Origin of the sequence: Microbacterium oxydans, from assembly GCF_900095745.1 — a bacterium.
GTDB lineage: Bacteria > Actinomycetota > Actinomycetes > Actinomycetales > Microbacteriaceae > Microbacterium > Microbacterium oxydans_B.
In genome coordinates this window covers 16,924-32,852 of the sequence record NZ_FMIR01000009.1, presented here as the reverse complement: position 1 = coordinate 32,852, position 15,929 = coordinate 16,924, and the positions used below count along the sequence as shown (strand labels likewise).

Below are 15,929 nucleotides of genomic sequence, written 5' to 3'. Positions count from 1 at the left end.
TGAGGGTAGATCCGGCATCCGACATCCGGAAGACCCTCCCCCGGACCGCGAGCGCGATGCGGACAATTAGGCTGGGTCGGTGAGCATCCAGCATGACCCCGCGATCCGGGGCTTCGCCAGTGACAACTACTCCGGCATCCACCCCGAGGTCCTCGCGGCCATCGCGGCGGCGAACGGCGGACACCAGAGCGCCTACGGCGAGGATGCGTACACCGCGCGCCTGCAGGAGGTCTTCCAGGCGCACTTCGGCGAAGGCGTCGAGGCGTTCCCCGTGTTCAACGGCACGGGTGCGAACGTCACCGGCCTGCAGTCGATGCTGCCCCGCTGGGGCGCGGTGATCGCGGCATCCACCGCGCACATCAACGTCGACGAGGCAGCGGCACCCGAGAAGATCGGCGGCTTCAAGCTGCTGACGGTCCCCACCGACGACGGCAAGCTCACCACCGAACTCATCGATCGCGAGGCCTGGGGCTGGGGCGACGAGCACCGCGCGCAGCCACTGGTGGTCTCGATCACCCAGTCGACCGAGCTCGGCACGCTGTACACGGCCGACGAGATCCGCACGATCGCCGACCACGTGCACGAGCGCGGCATGAAGCTGCACCTCGACGGTGCGCGCCTGTCGAACGCCGCCGCCGCCCTCGACCTGCCGCTGCGTGCGTTCACCCGCGACGCCGGCGTCGACGTGCTCACCTTCGGCGGCACCAAGAACGGCGCGATGCTCGGCGAGGCGATCGTGGTGCTGAACCCCGACGCCGCCGACGGCCTGAAGTACTCGCGCAAGTTCAACATGCAGCTGTCCTCGAAGATGCGGTTCGTCTCGGCCCAGCTGATCGCGCTGCTCGAGGGCGACCTGTGGCTGCGCAACGCGAAGCACGCGAATGCCATGGCCGCGCGTCTGCGTTCCGAGATCGAGGCCGGCATCGCCGACGGATCCATCCAGGGCGTCGACTTCACGCAGCCGACCCAGTCCAACGGTGTCTTCGCGATCCTGCCCGACGGCGTCGCCGACCAGCTCCGCGACTCGTTCCGCTTCTACGACTGGGACGCGGCGCGCAAGGAAGTGCGCTGGATGTGCGGCTTCGACACCGAAGAGGCCGACGTCGACGCGTTCGTCGCCGAGCTCTCCCGCCTCACCACGCGCTGACCTGCCCGAGCCCCTCGGGCGTCAGGATTCGACGACGCGCGTGAATTCCTCGCGCGTGGTGAGCAGGTGCGCGCGCATCGCGGCATCCGCGGCCTCGGCGTCGCCCCGACGCACCGCGTCGAGGATCTGCTCGTGCGCCTGCCAACTCGATTCCTTCACGAAGTCGAAGCTCATCAGGTCGACGGGCTCGAACATGCGAACCCTCGCCTCCTCGACCGCATCACGGACGAAGGAGTTGCCGGATGCCTCGGCGAGGGCGATGTGGAAGTCGGTGTCGGCGATGCGGGACTCGGCCTTCGTGCCGGCGGCGGCGAGATCGCGCTGCGCCAGCGCCATCGCCTCCAGGTCGGCGTCACTGCGGCGGTTCGCAGCCAGCGCCGCCCCACCGGACTCGACGATCGAGCGGAACTCGGTGAGCTCGCCGATCTCGGCCGAACGCGTGCGCACCTCCTCGCGGATGAGCCGCGGGTCGAGGGCGGCATCCTGCACGAACGCCCCACCGGACGCACCGCGCGAGATCACGATCTGCCCGCTGCCCTCGAGGATCCGCAAGGCTTGACGCAGGGTCTCGCGCGAGACGCCGAGCTGCTCCGCGAGCCGACGCTCCGGCGGGAGCCGATCGCCGGGGCGGATGCGGCCGAGCGCCATCTCGCGCCGCAGGAACCCGGCGACCGCCTGATAGCCGGAGACCGGCTGCAGCGCGGCACGGGAGAAGTCGTGCGGCGCGTCGTCACGCTCGCTCATCCGTGCTCCTCCGATCAGAGGGGCAGACCCGGGCGGTCGGAGCCCACGATCTGCTTCCCCACGAAGAAGTCAAGCACATCGGCGTCTCCGTGCCCTCCCAGCCCGCTCGCACCGAAGAAGCTCTGCGACGACTCCGGCGACATGTCGAGCACGCTCGTGCCGTTGACCTTGACCTCGCCCGCGACGAGCCGTGTGCCGAGTGCGGCCGCTGCGTGCTCGTCGGCGCCGAACACGTAGCCGGCGAGTCCGACCTGCCCGGTGTTCGCGAGGGCCACCGCCTCGTCCTCGTCGGCATAGCCGCCCACGAGCAGCAGGGGTCCGAAGACCTCGTCCGCGAGGCCGGGACCGTCGAGCACCGCCACCGTCGGCTCGAAGAACCATCCCTGTGCGGGCACCTGCGTGACGCGCAGCAGCTCGGCACCGGCCTGCGCCAGCCGCTCTCGCTGCTCGGCGAGCTCGTCGCGGCGCCCGGCGAACGCGACCGGCCCTACCTCGGTCGCATCGTCCAGGCTCGACCCGATCGCCCGGCGGCCGAACTCGGCGATCAGGAGACCTGCCAACTCGTCCCGGCGCGCACGGTCGATGAGCACCCGGCGGGGTGCCTCGCACCACTGGCCCGACAGCTTCAGCACACCATCGGTCAGCGCCTTCGCCGCCTGCTCCAGGTCGGCATCGGGGCGGACGATCGCGGCGTTGTTCGAGCCCAGCTCCAGCTGCAGTCTCGCGAAGCGCGGAGCGGCCGTCGCGGCGATCGCGCGCCCGGTCGGCGTCGAACCGGTCATCGAGATGGCAGCGATGCGCTCGTCGGCGACGAGACTGCGTCCGACGCCCCCGCTGCCCTGCACGAGACCCACCACCCCGTCGGGGATGCCGACCGCGTGCATACCCTCCAGCAGCAGCTGCGCACTCCACGGCGAGAACGAGGAGGGCTTGAGCACGACCGTCGCACCGGCGGCGAGCGCGAACGCCGTCTTCTTCACCGCCATGGCCGACGGGGCGTTCCACGGCAGGATCAGCGCGGTGGGACCCCAGGGCACTCGATACAGTCGCACGGGTCCGTGCTCGGCGGCGAGCGCCCGCGAGTCGCCGACCGCGACCGCGCGCCGGGCGGCATCCCGCAGGGTCGCGCCGTTCGCCCCGCCGAACAGCCGCGTGACGGAGATCGGCACGCCGCTGTTGAGTGCGTCGAGACGCGCGACTTCCTCGGCCCGCTCGTCGAGCCAGTCGGCGAGCGCTTCCAGCTTCTGCGCGCGGCGCTCGGGGGCGAGGCCGCGCCAGCGCCCGTCGTCGTGCGCCTGCTGCGCCGCGGTCACGGCGCGGCCGACCTGGTCGAGTGAGCTCGACGCGGAGGCGACCAGGGCCTCCCCCGTGTTCGGGTCGTGCAGCCAGGTGCCGTCGCTCTCGGGGCTGTCCTCGGCGACGCCGGCGATCCAGGTGCGCAGGGCGGGGTACGTCATGTCAGATCCGATCGAAGTAGCGGTGCAGGTCCCAGTCGGTGACGCGGGCCATGAACGTCGTCCACTCGTGGTCGAGCAGCACCTGCTGGTGCGAGATCAGCTCGGGAGTGAGCAGCTCCTGCACGAGCGGGCTCTCGCCGAACAGGATGCTCGCCTGACGAGGATCCGCGGGCATGGCCCCGTCGGCGGGAAGGTCGTAGGCGCTTCCGACCACGGCGTCGCCCAGCACGGTGTCCTTCTCCATGCCGTCGCGCGCCGACGCCAGGACCCCGGTGAGGGTGAAGTACGGGTTCGTGTCGGCGCCGGGCAGGCGGAACTCGAAGCGCACCGCCTGCGGCGAGTGCCCCACCACGCGCACCGTCGTGGTGCGGTTGTCGAAGCCCCAGGTCTGCCCGCTCCCCGCCACGTCGGACGAGTTGCTGCGGCGGTAGGAGTTGACGGTCGGCGCGTACCAGGCCATCAGCGCGGGTGCGTGTTCGAGCGCGCCGGCGATCGCCGACCGCATCCGTCCGCTGAGGCGATCGGAAGCCGACTCGTCCCAGAACACCGCCGTGCCCTCCTGGTCGACGAACGAGACATGCACGTGACAGGAGGATCCGGGCTGGTCATTGAGCGGCCGCGCCATGAACGTCGCCGACATGCCGGCGCGAGCGGCGGTGTCGCGCACCGCCAGCTTGTAGAGCGCGTGCCGATCGGCCATCTCCAGCGGGTCGCCGTACTCGAAGGTCATCTCCCACTGCCCGAGTCCCCATTCGCTCTGCGCGGCCTCGACGAGGATGCCGCTGGCGCGGAGGTCGGCGCGCAGCTTCTGGAAGAAGGGCTCGTAGAGATTGCCCTCGTGGATCATGAAGTCCGACGGCGTGAGGGTGGTCGGGTCGAGGTCACGGAATCCCGAGCGGCGCAGCTCCCTGGGGTCGTTGCGGAACAGATAGAACTCCAGCTCCGTCCCCGCGAGCGGGTTGAGCCCGAGCTCCCGGATGCGAGCGAGCTCCTGCTTCAGCAGCACGCGGGGCGAGAGCGGCATCGGTTCGTGCGTGTGCACGTCGACCGGGTCGGCGAGGCAGATGGCCACACCCTCGAGCCAGGCCGCGGGGCGGAGGGTCTCGAGGTCGGGGATCAGCGTCACGTCGGGGACGCCGTTGTGCATGCCGCACAGCGCGAACTTGTTCGCATCGATCAGTTCGAGGCCCTGGTCGATGTCCCACGCCCAGGCACAGGTGCAGATGTCGACACCGTTCTCCACGACGCGGCCGAAGCCCTCGACCGGGATGCGGCGGCCGACGAGTCGACCCTGCAGGTCGGGCGTCGCGACGATCACGGTGCGGATGCCGGCAGCCTCCAGCTCGTCCGGAGCCAGGCGCACGTCGTCGATCATCGCGTCAGCCACCCTCCGTCGACGGGGAGCTGGATGCCGTCGATCCAGGACGCCTCGTCGCTGAGCAGCCAGGAGACCGCGGAGGCGATGTCGGCGGGCACGCCCACCCGCGGCACCAGGAGGCGTTGCTTCATGAACTCCAGAGCCTCGGGGCTCGTGACGCTCTCGTAGTCGAAGAAGTCCGTCGCGATGGGGCCGGGCGCCACGCAGTTGACGCGGATGTTCTTCGCCGCGAGCTCGACCGCGAGCGCCTTCGTGAGCATCGGCACGCCGCCCTTGCTCGCGTTGTAGTGAGGCTGCGCGGTGCCGGTGCTCGTCACGACGACGAGGGCCTCGACGGTCGACAGGTTCACGATCGCCCCGCCGCCGGACTCGACGATGAGCGGGGCGGCCTCCTGCGCGACGAGGAACTGTCCCTTGAGGTTGATGTCGAAGACGAAGTCCCATGCCTCCTCGGTGAGGGTCTCGAACGAGTGCTCGGTGACGACCCCGGCGTTGTTCACCAGGAGGTGCAGCGCCCCCCACGCCGCACGGGCGACGTCGACCGCCGCGCGGATCTGCTCCCGCGAGCGCACGTCCACCACGGCCGCGAGGGCGGTGCCGCCTGCCTCCTCGATGAGGCGGACCGTCTCGGCCGCACCATCGGCGGACACGTCGGTCACGAGGATGCGCGCTCCTTCACCGGCGAGCCGGAGGGCCGTCTCCCGCCCGATGCCGGAGCCTGCGCCCGTGATGAGGGCGTTCTTGTCTGCGTGTCGCATTTCTTCTCCTTGTTCGGTGACGCCTAGGCGATGTTCTGTGTGGCGGAGGGGGTGAGCGTCGCACGGGCGGCGGCCTGTGCGACCAGCCACCCGAAGACCGGGTCGGCTCCGAAGGTCTCGGGATGCCACTGCACCCCGATCACCGGAAGACCCTCGAGCTCGATGGCCTCGACGACGCCGTCCGGCGCCCACCCGGTCACCACGACTCCGCGGCCGGGCACATCGACCGCCTGGTGATGGAACGAGTTGACACGGGTCGTCTCGCCGTAGAGCGTCTGGGCGACGCTGCCCGGCGCCGTGCGCACCTCGTGCACCCGATGGGCGCGCGGGTAGGCGTAGGAACCGTGCGACTCCCCCTCGCCCGGCGGCAGGTGCGAATGGAGCGTGCCGCCGCGGACGACGTTGAGGAGCTGTGCACCGCGGCAGACTCCGAGCAGCGGGATGCCGCCGCTGATGGCGGCCTCGATCAGCCCGGCTTCGAACGCGTCGCGCTGCGGGTCGATCAGAGGGGTGAACGGTCCCGGGGTCTGCCCGTAGAGGCGAGGATCGACGTCGTCACCGCCCACGATCACGACGCCGTCGAGGCGCTCGACGAGCTCGGCCGGCACGGCATCCATCGGCAGGTGCACCGGCAGCCCGCCGGCGTGCAGCACCGAGGTCGAGTACTCGCTGAGGTAGGCCTCGAGCGGAGCGTCGGCGAAACCGTGCGGAGCGCCGATCGCCGCGCCGCGCAAGCGTCGTCCGGAGATGCCGATCAGGGGTCGGGGCAGGGCGGGGGTGCTGATGATGTCCATCCTTCGGGTGCGGGGCGGGTGTGTCGAGGGTCAGGCGTTCTCGTCGAATCGGCGCACGATCTGGGCGTACGCCTCGGGCGCCTTCGCGCGCATGATCGCGGCCTGCACAAGCCCGATCACCGGGGCGATGACCACGACTCCGACCAGGGTGATGCTGATCGGGCCCCAGGCGGGGTTCCCCTCGGCGTCGACGTCACTCACGAGCAGCGGGAAGTTGGCGGCGATGAGAACGGCGGAAACGGCGAGACCGACGAAGCCCAGAATCGGGGCGATCACGGTGTGCCATGGACTGCGCAGCACCCGGGTACGGGCGAAGTAGACCACGACCGAGAGGCACGTGACCGCCATCAGGATCACGATCGCGAGCGTCCCGATGCCGGCGAACCAGGAGAAGATGTTCTCCGGCGCGAAGCCGATCAGGGCGAGCACGATGATCGCGATGCCCGAGGTCGCCACCTGCACGATCGAGGCGACGTGCGGCGAACCGTGCTGCGCGTGCACCGTGCCGACGCGGTCGGGCAGCACCCGGGCGTTGGCCATGGCGTGGTGGTAACGGGTCAGCACGTTGTGCAGCGACAGCACCGCGGCGAACATGCTCCCGAGGAACAGCACGGCGACGGCGATCGAGCCGACCGGGCCGAGGTACTGCTCGGTGACACGGGTGATCAGCGTGGTCGGGTCGGCGGCCGCTTCCTCGATGATCGCTCCCTCGCCGACACCCACCACGACGGCCCAGGCGGCGAAGGCGTAGAAGACGCCGATCACGATCGCGGACGCGTAGGTCGCACGGGGGATCGTGCGCTCCGGCGTGCGCACCTCATCGCGGTAGACGACGGTCGACTCGAACCCGATGAAGCTCGCGATCGCGAACATCAGGCCGAGCGCGGGAGCACCGGAGAGGACATTCTGCAGCAGGAACGACCCGAAGGTCACACCCTCCGCGCCGCCGGTGACGAGGATGACGATCCCCAGCAGCACGACGATGCCGATCTCGGCGAGCAGCACGACCACGAGGACGCGAGAGCTGAGCTCGATCTGCCGATAGCCGAGCGCGCCGACGAGCGCCACGGAGGCGAGGGTGAGCAGCCACCACGGGATCTCGGGGCCACCGAGGAGGACGATGCTCGAGCTGATCGTCGCGCCCAGGTAGGAGAACACCGCGATCTGCACGGTCGTGTAGCAGACGAGCGCGAGGTAGGCGGTGGCGAGCCCGGGCGTGCGACCGAGCCCGTGGGTCGCGAACACGAAGAACGATCCTGCTTTGGGGAGGAAGCGGCTCATCGCTGTGAGGCCCACCGAGAACAGCAGCAGGATCACGGTGGCCACGAGGAACATGACCGGGAAGCCGATGCCGTTGCCCACGAGGAAGCCGATGGGCACGAGCCCGCCGACGACCGTGAGCGGGGCTGCGGCCGCGATCACCATGAAGGTGACGGACACCGCCCCGAGGTTCCCGCGGAGATTGCGCTCCTGGGGTGCTGCCGTGCTGCGCGACGTCGTTGTCGAAGCATCCATGTCGAAGCATCCTTTTGCCGATTGGACTAATGGTCTACTTTCTAGCCCATTAGATTCGTCGACGCAAGAGTCACCCTCGGAAAGGCCCAGGGCGGCCGGAGGGAGTGCAGGGTGCGGAGGCGACTAGCGGAGCAGGCCGAGGTAGGCGAGAGCCTGACGGATGAGGGTGCCTCGTCCGTTCTCCATCTCGGCGGCGACCGCATCCGACCCCGCGGCCTCCGGCGAGAACCAGGTGACCTCGAGGGCATCCTGACGCGGCTCGCACGTGCCGGTCACCGGCACGACGAACGCCAGCGACACGGCGTGCTGCCGGTCGTCGTGGAACGCACTCACACCGGGCATCGGGAAGTACTCGGCCACCGTGAACGGCAGCGGCTGCGGTGGCATGATCGGGAACGCCATCGGCCCGAGATCGTTCTCGACGTGCCGGAACAGGGCGTCGCGGATGGTCTCGCCGAAGCGCACGCGACCCGACACGATCGTGCGCGTCATCTCCCCCATCGGCGTGGAACGCAGGAGGATGCCGATCTCGATGACCTGCCCGGAGCCGTCGGTGCGCACCGGGATCGCCTCGACGTAGAGCATCGGCAGTCGGCGCCGCGCCTCTTCGAGTTCGAACTCGCTCAGCCAGCCCGGGTTGCCGTCGGGCGCCGGCGGGTTCGAATCCGAGAACGCGCCGAGACCATCGTCTTCGGGCTCCGGATCGGGATCAGGTGTGCGGACCGACATGTGTCCTTTCTACCAGCCGTCTCTCCCGACCGACACCGCGTGCACGTCGGTCGTCCCTGGCAGGATTACGGTGTGAGCGAGAACCTGACGATCGACGACACCGCGACCCGCTGGTCGACCTCCGACCGCGGACGGATGCCGCTGCTGGTGCTGCTGCACGGCTACGGGGCGGATGAGCACGACCTGTTCGGGCTCGTCCCCTACCTCCCCGAAGGCATCGCCGTCGCATCCGTCGCCGCTCCCCTCGCACCGCCGTGGCCGATGCCGGGGCGGTCCTGGTACGCGATCGAGGGGCTCGACGGACGCAGCCCCGAGGCGGTCACGGTCGCCGCCGAGGCGTTCCTGCGCTGGCTCGACGCCGCGGCAGAAGAAGCTCCCTCGGTCGCACTGCTCGGCTTCTCACAGGGCGCGGCGGTGTCGCTGCAGGCTCTCCGACTCGCCCCGGAGCGCTTCGGCGCGGTCGCGGCGCTCAGCGGCTACGTGGCATCCGGCGAACTGCCGCACGATGAGGCACTGGCCGAGCTGCGCCCGCCGGTCTTCTGGGGGCGCGGCACGCACGACGACGTCATCCCGCCCGAGCTGGTCGATCACACCGCGCAGTGGCTGCCCGGCCACTCCGACCTGTCCGGCCGGGTCTACACCGGGCTCACGCACAGCATCTCCCAAGAAGAGCTGACCGACGTGCACCGCTTCCTCACGAAGTGGATCGACGGGATCGCGAAGAGCTGAGCCGGTCGGCGTTCGGTGGCGGCACCGCTGCGCACCCTCCGAGGAGCGCGGTGCCGCCGCCGAGACCGTTTCAGGCGCGGACGAGGACGGTCGCCTCGATCCCCCAGCCGAGCGGCTCCGCCCGCTCCCACGTCCATCCCGCCGCCGCGGCCAGTTCGCCGAGCCGCTCGCTGGAGCGGAACGGCGCACCGGTCATCGCGAAGCCGACGACCTGATGCTCCTCGGCGTCGGGGCTGAGCGCATCGGGCCTGCTCGACTCGAGCAGGATCAGGCGCGACGTGTGCGGGGCGAGCTCGTCGAGCAGCGCGACCGCTTCGGCATCGGTGCGATGAGCGAGGGCGAGAGCGGCCACCGCGACATCGACGAGTCGGCCGTCCCAGACGGTCGCGGACCCACCGGCATCTTCGACGATCGCGTCGCGCACCAGGCCGCTCTCGTGGAGCGCGATGTCGATGCCGCCCCGGCCCCCGTCCTCGAAGGCGCCGAGGACCGCAGGAGCACCCGGACCGACGATGAGCAGGTGGGCGACCTCGTCCCACATCGGGTTCGCGACGAAGCCGTCGAGCAGGTAGGCGAGTCGGCCGGCATCCTCCACGAGTGTCTCGACGTGCGCGGCATCCGTCTGCGCTTGCGCCGCGAGGGAGTCGCCGTACGCCCGTTGCCAGGGAGACACGCCCTCGCGCAGCGCGTGATCGAGATCGCGCAGCGCCAGCACGGCCTCCGCTTCCAGTCCGTCGAACTCCTCGCGGTGATGCTCCTCGAGCAGCTCCTCCCCGAAGCGCCCGAGGGAGAGAGCGTCGACGTCGCCGGCGACGACCTCGGCCGACGTGAGGATGCCGCGCAGCGCCTCGAGCGACCTCGGAGCCACCCCGAGCCTCGCGGCGAGCGTCGACAGCGGGAGCGGCCCGTCGGCGAGGGCATCCACCACACCCAGTCGGACGGCCGCTCTGACGACGAGCCACGGCACGGGAGACGCCGGCTCGACCACGGGCGGGAGCTCCGCGCCCGCGTCCGCGCTTCCGGGCGCGGCCTCGGCGTGCCAGTATCCGGTGATGTTCAGGCGGTCCTTCGCGAGCCCCCGCTCGCGCTGCAGGTAGCGTCGCACCGGCAGCAGCGCACGACTCTCCGCGGCGGCCCAGGCGTAGCCCTCGCCGTCGGCCGGAAGCGCGAGGTTCCGGACAGCCTCCTCCAACGCCGCCGCGTCGCCGCCGTGTGCCGTCACCCAGGTCACGGTGTCACCGGGGCGCAGGCTCAGCTCCTGGCGGGCGGCGTCGTCCTCGACCAGCAGCAGCACGTGCGCCGCCGCGTCGGTCGGACGCTCGTCGAGGAACCGACCGACCGCGGGCAGGCCCGTCTCGTCGGCGATCAGCGCGATCCAGTCGAGCTCTTCCGGCAGTCGCAGCGACGACTTCGGTCCGACGAAGCAGAGCTCGTCGCCGATCGTGGCCGCCTGCGCCCAGGATGCTGCCGGTCCGTCGCCGTGCAGCACGAAGTCGAGCGCCATCTCGCCGGCCTCGGCATCCACCCAGCGCGGCGTGTAGTCGCGGGCGAGCCGGTTCTCGGCGGCGGTCCATTCGATGCCGTGCGGGAGTTGGATCGGCAGCGCCGAATCGAGGTCGCCGTCTGCGGCGAAGATCAGCTTGATGTGGTCGTCGAATCCCGGGGCCGCGAAGGCCCGGTGGGTGTGCCCGTCGACGACGGTCTCCCCCAGGCCCTCTCCGCCGACGACGATGCGCCGCATCCGAGGAGTGATCTCCTCGATGCGGCGCACCGTCACGCGGCGCACGACCAGCGGATGCGAGGTGAATGCGCGCTGTGCCATCTCAGCCGAACAGCTCCTCGATGATGTCGAGCAGAGCCAGCGCCTCGTCGTAGTCGCCGCGGGCGACCCAGTACGGCAGCACGTAGGCGGCGTCGTTCTGGAACGCCGGGAGCGCGGCGAGGACCGGGTTCTCGGACAACGTGTCGACGTCGCCGATGTCGGTGTTGAAGCCGGTGATGAAGACCGTGGGCTGCGTGATGACCTGGCCGACCTGCTCGGTCGACAGCTCGAACGAGTCGCCACCCGGGGTGTAGGGCTCGTAGTCGCCGTCGGCGAAGAGCGGCGCGGCCTCGATGCCGACGGCGTCGAACACCACCGGAAGGCCCATGTCCTCGCGGGCGACGTACACCGTGCCGTCGGGGAGGATCGAGAGGAACGCGGCCGGGGCGGCCGGCACCGTGATGTTCGCGGCGACCTCGTCCACGCGGTCCTCGTAGGCGGCGAGCGCCTCGTCGTACACTTCGCCCTTGCCGAAGACGTCCTCGGCAAGGAACGAGTACTGGTCCTGCCAGGTCGCCTTGTCGCCGCTCACCAGCACGGTGGGCGCGATGTCGCTGAGGTCGTCGTAGGCGTCGGTGGCGAGGAACAGCGGGAAGCCGATGCCACCGCCGACGATCAGGTCGGGCTCGAGTGCGAGGATCGCCTCGAGGTCGAAGCCGTCGCCGCTCCACGTGATGAACTCGGTGCCCTGCTTCTCGGCATCCTCTGCCCAGAAGTCGGAGTACGACGCCTCGTAGCCGAAGTCCTCCGAGGTCACTGCCGCGACCGGCACGTCGAGGTCGTAGAGGTAGCCGGCGAGTGCGTAGTTCAGCACCACGACCTTCTGCGGATCGGCGGGGACGGTGACGTCGCCCTGCTCGGTGGTGACGACGCGGGTCGTCGCCTCTTCGGACGCGCCGGCTCCCGACTCGGGGGCGGGATCGGCGGCGCACGACGCCAGGGCGAACAGGGCGACCACGGGGAGCGCGGCGAGAAGACGGACGGATCTGGACATGGAGAGACCTCGGGTTCGACGGGTGCAGGGACCGGCGGGCAGGCGGCGGACGGCGCTGCTCGGGTAAGGTAAGGCTATTCTCACTAACCGGTCGAATCGTGACGCATGCGACATCGACACGGACGGATGCGACATGTCTCGGAGGGGAACAGCGTGCGATCCACCGCTCTCGCCGGCACCGTCCCGGAGAACTCGATCCGCTTCCTCGGACACGACACCCACGAGCACGACGAGCCGCACGTCGTCTACGTCGTGACCGGCTCGGCCGTGCTGACCGTCGACGGCGTCGACATCCCACTCGGCCGGCACGAGGCCGCCTGGCTGCAGCCGCACGTCCCGCACGCGGTCCGCGTCCGCGAGGGCGGGACGGTGCTGGGGCCGATCCTCGAGGACGCCGCAGCGCCCTCGACGCGCGTCCGTGTGCTCGGCGTCGTCCCCGCGCTCGTCGACGTCATGACCACCGCGCTCGTCGCAGCGCCCAGCACAGACGAGCAGATCCTGCCGTTTCGCCGGGCGATCGCCCGCGTGCTGGAGACCGTGTCGCGCCCCTACTTCCCGGTCGTGTACCCCGAGCATCCGGCCGCCAGACGCCTCGCGAAGGATGCTCTGCGCCTGCCGCTCCCCCTCGATGAGCTGTCGGCGCGCCATCGGATGAGCGCGCGCCAGGTGCAGCGCATCTTCGTCACCGAGACGGGCTGGTCGTTCTCGCGCTGGCGGGGTCGGGCTCGCATGAACGCCGCCGTCGCGCACCTGGTCGGGGGCGGCGATCTGACCGCGGCGGCACGTCTCTCGGGCTTCCGCACGAGGGCGGGCCTCGTGAAGGCCCTCAGCCGAGAGACCGGGATCCCCGCCGACCGCCTCACCACCGATGCCCGCGGCGCCCTCGCCGACGCCTGAACCGCACGGCGCGACCGCCGGAAGCTGTTAGCGTTTCGGCGTTCAGAGGAGCCCCATGACCACCGCCACGCGCACCGCGCCGGCCACCGGAGCCAGCGTTCGGCAGACCCGCACTCGGCGCCGGGTGTTCGGACTCGGCGTCTCGCTGCTGCTCCTCGCCGCGCTGTGCGTGCTGAGCGTGGTCGTGGGATCGGCCGCACTGCCGCTCGACGTGGTCTGGCAGGCGTTCGTGGCCCCGGACGGATCGGTGAGCCAGGTCACGGTCACCAGCGCCCGCGTCGACCGCACGGTGCTCGGCCTCCTCGTGGGCGCCGCGCTCGGAGTCTCGGGGGCGCTCATCCAGGCTCTCACCCGGAACCCGCTCGCCGACCCCGGCATCCTCGGGGTGAACGCCGGGGCGGGCTTCGCGGTCACGCTCGCGGTGGCCTTCCTCGGGATCACCCGGATCGACCAGTACCTGCCGTTCGCGTTCGTCGGCGCCATCGCGGCATCCGCTCTCGTGTACCTCGCCGCCGGCGCCGGTCGTGGTGCGGGGTCTCCGGTGCGCCTGACCCTGGTCGGTGTGGCGTTCGCGGCCGTGCTCACCGGGTTCTCGCACACGCTCGCCCTCATCGACACGGAGACGTTCGACCGGATGCGCTTCTGGGGTGCGGGCACGCTCGCCGATCGCCCGAGCGGCACGATCGACGCGGTTCTCGTGCCCATCGCCGTCGGACTCCTGATCGCGGCGTTCTGCGTGCGTCCGCTGAACGCCCTCGCGCTCGGTGAAGACACCGCGCGGGCCGTCGGTGTGTGGCTCGGCGTCACCCGGGTCGCGATCATCCTGGCCGTCGCGCTCCTGTGCGGTGCGGCGACGGCGGCCGTCGGACCCCTGGTGTTCGTCGGACTGGTCGTCCCCCACGCCGTGCGCTGGATCACCGGACCCGACTGGATCTGGATCACGCTGTACTCCGCCGTGCTCGCACCCGCCCTGGTGCTCGGCGCCGACATCCTCGGCCGGATCCTCGTGATCCCCGCCGAGCTGCAGGTCGGCGTGATGCTGCCGCTGATCGGCGCACCGGTGCTCATCGCGCTCGTCCGCGGCGGGAAGGCGAAGGCCCTGTGAGCGTGACCCTCGTCCTGCGCGCCGGCCCGCTCTCGGTGCGCACCACCCGCCGGATGCTGCTGGTCTGCGCGGCTCTCACCGCCCTCGCTTTCGGCCTCGCGGTCTGGGCGATGACGCTCGGCAGCTACGGAGTCAGCGCCGGTGAGGTGATCGGCGCCTTCCTCGGACAGTCCGAAGGTGCGGTACGCAAGGTCGTCATCGAGTGGCGGGCGCCCCGGGTGGTCGCGGCGCTGCTGTTCGGCGCGGCGCTGGGCATCTCGGGCAGCATCTTCCAGTCCCTCACCCGCAACCCCCTGGGCAGCCCGGATGTGATCGGCTTCAGCACCGGCTCGTACTCGGGCGTGATCCTGATGATGCTGACCGGCGCGACCGGCTATGCCGCCTACGCCGCCGGGGCGCTGATCGGCGGCGTGCTGACCGCGACGATCGTCTACCTGCTGGCGTTCCGCCGCGGCATGCAGGGGTTCCGACTCATCATCGTCGGCATCGCGATGGGCGCGCTCCTGCAGTCCCTGAACACGTGGTTCAGCACCAGGGCCGACGTCGACCTCGCGCTGCGTGCGGCCGTCTGGGGCGCGGGATCCCTCGCGGCGGTCGACTGGACCACTCTCGGATTCGCGGCGATCGCGATCGCCGCGGTGCTGCTGTGCGCCCCGGCCGCTCAGCGCCGGATGCGGCGGCTCGAGCTGGGCGACGACGCCGCGGCCATGCTCGGCATCCCGCTGGAACGCACTCGCGGCATGCTCATGCTGCTCGGCGTCGCCGCGATCGCCGCGGTGACCGCCGCCGCCGGGCCGATCGCGTTCGTGGCCCTGGCCGCCCCGCAGATCGGGCAGCGGCTGACCGGGCGCGGCACCTCGGTCGACCTCGTCGGGGCCGCACTGACCGGGTCGGTGCTGCTGCTGGTCGCGGACATGATCGCCCAGCATGCGATCCCCGACGTGACCCTGCCGACCGGCGCGGTGACGATCTGCATCGGCGGCCTCTATCTGCTCGTGCTGCTCATGCGCGAGAGCAGGCGCTTCACCGGAGGAGGACGACGATGACACGACTCGCGACCGAGGAACTGCGCGCCGGCTACGGCGGACGAGGGGTGCTCGACGGACTCGACGTGCGGATCCCCGACGGCGAGCTCACCGTGATCGTCGGGCCGAACGCCTGCGGCAAGTCGACGCTGCTGCGCGCACTCGCCCGACTGCTCCCCGCCACCGGAGGCCGCGTACTCCTGGACGGCGGCGACATCACCCGCCTGTCGACCAAGGAGGTGGCGCGGCGGATGGGGCTGCTGCCGCAGAGCCCGCTCGCCCCCGAGGGCATCACGGTCGCCGACCTCGTCGGACGCGGCCGCTACCCGCATCAGAGCGTGCTCTCGAGTTGGTCGGCCGAAGACGAGCGGGCGGTCGCGGAGGCCATGGCGGCGACGAACGTCACCGACCTCGCCGAGCGCAACGTCGACGAGCTCTCCGGTGGACAGCGCCAGCGCGCGTGGATCGCGATGGCGCTCGCCCAGGAAACCCCTATCCTGCTGCTGGACGAGCCGACGACGTTCCTCGACATCGGGCATCAGATCGAGGTGCTCGAACTCGTCACCCGGCTGCACCAGGAGGGGCGCACGGTCGTCGTGGTGCTGCACGACATTAATCAGGCCGCCCGCTACGCCTCGCACCTGATCGCGATGAAGGATGGGCGCATCGTCGCCGAGGGCGCACCGCGGGACATCGTCGATGCACGGCTGCTCACCGAGCTGTTCGACCTGAAGGCGCGCGTGATCGCCGACCCGGACACCGGCGCTCCCGTCGTGCTGCCCGGTCGCTGAGTCCTGGCCCCGGGCGCGACACGCCCGGGGTTGCGAAACTCTGA

The 15,929-nt window shown here is 70.8% G+C and carries 15 protein-coding genes; 6 read left to right on the top strand and 9 right to left on the bottom strand.

The genetic code is table 11. The annotated features are described in order from the left end of the window. Window positions 1-79: 79 nt before the first annotated feature. Complete coding sequence (locus BQ2383_RS03055) at window positions 80-1,147, top strand: threonine aldolase family protein (RefSeq protein ID WP_091029346.1); 1,068 nt, start codon at window positions 80-82, stop codon at window positions 1,145-1,147. 21 nt (window positions 1,148-1,168) lie between these two features. On the opposite strand, the gene BQ2383_RS03050 is transcribed toward BQ2383_RS03055, so the two are convergent. The 7 genes from BQ2383_RS03050 to BQ2383_RS03020 all read right to left on the bottom strand — a co-directional run bounded on the left by BQ2383_RS03050 (window position 1,169) and on the right by BQ2383_RS03020 (window position 8,522). Then, window positions 1,169-1,891: a FadR/GntR family transcriptional regulator gene (locus BQ2383_RS03050; RefSeq protein ID WP_091029342.1), complete on the bottom strand. Its 723-nt coding sequence runs from the start codon at window positions 1,889-1,891 to the stop codon at window positions 1,169-1,171. Window positions 1,892-1,905: 14 nt separating this feature from the next. Next, window positions 1,906-3,348: an aldehyde dehydrogenase family protein gene (locus tag BQ2383_RS03045; RefSeq protein ID WP_091029339.1), complete on the bottom strand. Its 1,443-nt coding sequence runs from the start codon at window positions 3,346-3,348 to the stop codon at window positions 1,906-1,908. Between the two features lies 1 nt (window position 3,349). Continuing rightward, complete coding sequence (locus tag BQ2383_RS03040) at window positions 3,350-4,723, bottom strand: glutamine synthetase family protein (RefSeq protein WP_140403290.1); 1,374 nt, start codon at window positions 4,721-4,723, stop codon at window positions 3,350-3,352. After that, window positions 4,720-5,484, bottom strand: coding sequence for an SDR family NAD(P)-dependent oxidoreductase (locus BQ2383_RS03035; RefSeq protein ID WP_091029329.1), 765 nt, complete (start codon window positions 5,482-5,484; stop codon window positions 4,720-4,722). Before BQ2383_RS03035 ends, BQ2383_RS03040 begins: the two co-directional genes overlap by 4 nt. Window positions 5,485-5,507: 23 nt before the next feature. After that, on the bottom strand, window positions 5,508-6,278 hold the full coding sequence (locus BQ2383_RS03030; protein WP_091029326.1) for a gamma-glutamyl-gamma-aminobutyrate hydrolase family protein: 771 nt from the start codon (window positions 6,276-6,278) through the stop codon (window positions 5,508-5,510). Between the two features lie 30 nt (window positions 6,279-6,308). Next, window positions 6,309-7,793, bottom strand: a complete 1,485-nt coding sequence (locus BQ2383_RS03025) for an APC family permease (protein WP_091029325.1) — start codon at window positions 7,791-7,793, stop codon at window positions 6,309-6,311. Window positions 7,794-7,916: 123 nt separating this feature from the next. After that, window positions 7,917-8,522: an NUDIX hydrolase family protein gene (locus BQ2383_RS03020; protein ID WP_091029320.1), complete on the bottom strand. Its 606-nt coding sequence runs from the start codon at window positions 8,520-8,522 to the stop codon at window positions 7,917-7,919. Window positions 8,523-8,594: 72 nt separating this feature from the next. Here BQ2383_RS03020 and BQ2383_RS03015 point away from each other — a divergent pair, with 72 nt between their 5' ends. After that, on the top strand, window positions 8,595-9,251 hold the full coding sequence (locus BQ2383_RS03015; RefSeq protein ID WP_244175869.1) for an alpha/beta hydrolase: 657 nt from the start codon (window positions 8,595-8,597) through the stop codon (window positions 9,249-9,251). A 70-nt stretch (window positions 9,252-9,321) separates the two neighbouring features. On the opposite strand, the gene BQ2383_RS03010 is transcribed toward BQ2383_RS03015, so the two are convergent. After that, entirely contained in the window at window positions 9,322-11,073 is a 1,752-nt protein-coding gene (locus BQ2383_RS03010; protein ID WP_091029316.1) for a siderophore-interacting protein, read from the bottom strand. Window position 11,074: 1 nt separating this feature from the next. After that, window positions 11,075-12,067, bottom strand: a complete 993-nt coding sequence (locus BQ2383_RS03005; protein ID WP_091029311.1) for an ABC transporter substrate-binding protein — start codon at window positions 12,065-12,067, stop codon at window positions 11,075-11,077. A 153-nt stretch (window positions 12,068-12,220) separates the two neighbouring features. On the opposite strand from BQ2383_RS03005, the gene BQ2383_RS03000 reads away from it, so the two are divergent. From BQ2383_RS03000 to BQ2383_RS02985, 4 genes are read left to right on the top strand one after another with little or no spacing between them, the layout of a single operon-like run. Next, window positions 12,221-12,964: a helix-turn-helix domain-containing protein gene (locus BQ2383_RS03000; protein ID WP_208617607.1), complete on the top strand. Its 744-nt coding sequence runs from the start codon at window positions 12,221-12,223 to the stop codon at window positions 12,962-12,964. A gap of 55 nt (window positions 12,965-13,019) precedes the next feature. Then, on the top strand, window positions 13,020-14,069 hold the full coding sequence (locus BQ2383_RS02995; RefSeq protein ID WP_091029304.1) for an iron chelate uptake ABC transporter family permease subunit: 1,050 nt from the start codon (window positions 13,020-13,022) through the stop codon (window positions 14,067-14,069). Continuing rightward, entirely contained in the window at window positions 14,066-15,115 is a 1,050-nt protein-coding gene (locus BQ2383_RS02990; protein ID WP_091029301.1) for a FecCD family ABC transporter permease, read from the top strand. Before BQ2383_RS02995 ends, BQ2383_RS02990 begins: the two co-directional genes overlap by 4 nt. Then, window positions 15,112-15,885: an ABC transporter ATP-binding protein gene (locus BQ2383_RS02985; protein ID WP_091029298.1), complete on the top strand. Its 774-nt coding sequence runs from the start codon at window positions 15,112-15,114 to the stop codon at window positions 15,883-15,885. The genes BQ2383_RS02990 and BQ2383_RS02985 overlap by 4 nt, the downstream gene beginning before the upstream one ends. Window positions 15,886-15,929: the final 44 nt, after the last annotated feature.

Excerpts from the sequence above, each read along its gene's own strand:
- BQ2383_RS03050 (WP_091029342.1), bottom strand. The coding sequence starts at position 1,891 with ATGAGCGAGCGTGACGACGCGCCGCACGACTTCTCCCGTGCCGCGCTG.
- BQ2383_RS03045 (WP_091029339.1), bottom strand. The coding sequence starts at position 3,348 with ATGACGTACCCCGCCCTGCGCACCTGGATCGCCGGCGTCGCCGAGGAC.
- BQ2383_RS03040 (WP_140403290.1), bottom strand. The coding sequence starts at position 4,723 with ATGATCGACGACGTGCGCCTGGCTCCGGACGAGCTGGAGGCTGCCGGC.
- BQ2383_RS03035 (WP_091029329.1), bottom strand. The coding sequence starts at position 5,484 with ATGCGACACGCAGACAAGAACGCCCTCATCACGGGCGCAGGCTCCGGC.
- BQ2383_RS03030 (WP_091029326.1), bottom strand. The coding sequence starts at position 6,278 with ATGGACATCATCAGCACCCCCGCCCTGCCCCGACCCCTGATCGGCATC.
- BQ2383_RS03025 (WP_091029325.1), bottom strand. The coding sequence starts at position 7,793 with ATGGATGCTTCGACAACGACGTCGCGCAGCACGGCAGCACCCCAGGAG.
- BQ2383_RS03020 (WP_091029320.1), bottom strand. The coding sequence starts at position 8,522 with ATGTCGGTCCGCACACCTGATCCCGATCCGGAGCCCGAAGACGATGGT.
- BQ2383_RS03010 (WP_091029316.1), bottom strand. The coding sequence starts at position 11,073 with ATGGCACAGCGCGCATTCACCTCGCATCCGCTGGTCGTGCGCCGCGTG.
- BQ2383_RS03005 (WP_091029311.1), bottom strand. The coding sequence starts at position 12,067 with ATGTCCAGATCCGTCCGTCTTCTCGCCGCGCTCCCCGTGGTCGCCCTG.
- BQ2383_RS02995 (WP_091029304.1), top strand. The coding sequence starts at position 13,020 with ATGACCACCGCCACGCGCACCGCGCCGGCCACCGGAGCCAGCGTTCGG.
- BQ2383_RS02985 (WP_091029298.1), top strand. The coding sequence starts at position 15,112 with ATGACACGACTCGCGACCGAGGAACTGCGCGCCGGCTACGGCGGACGA.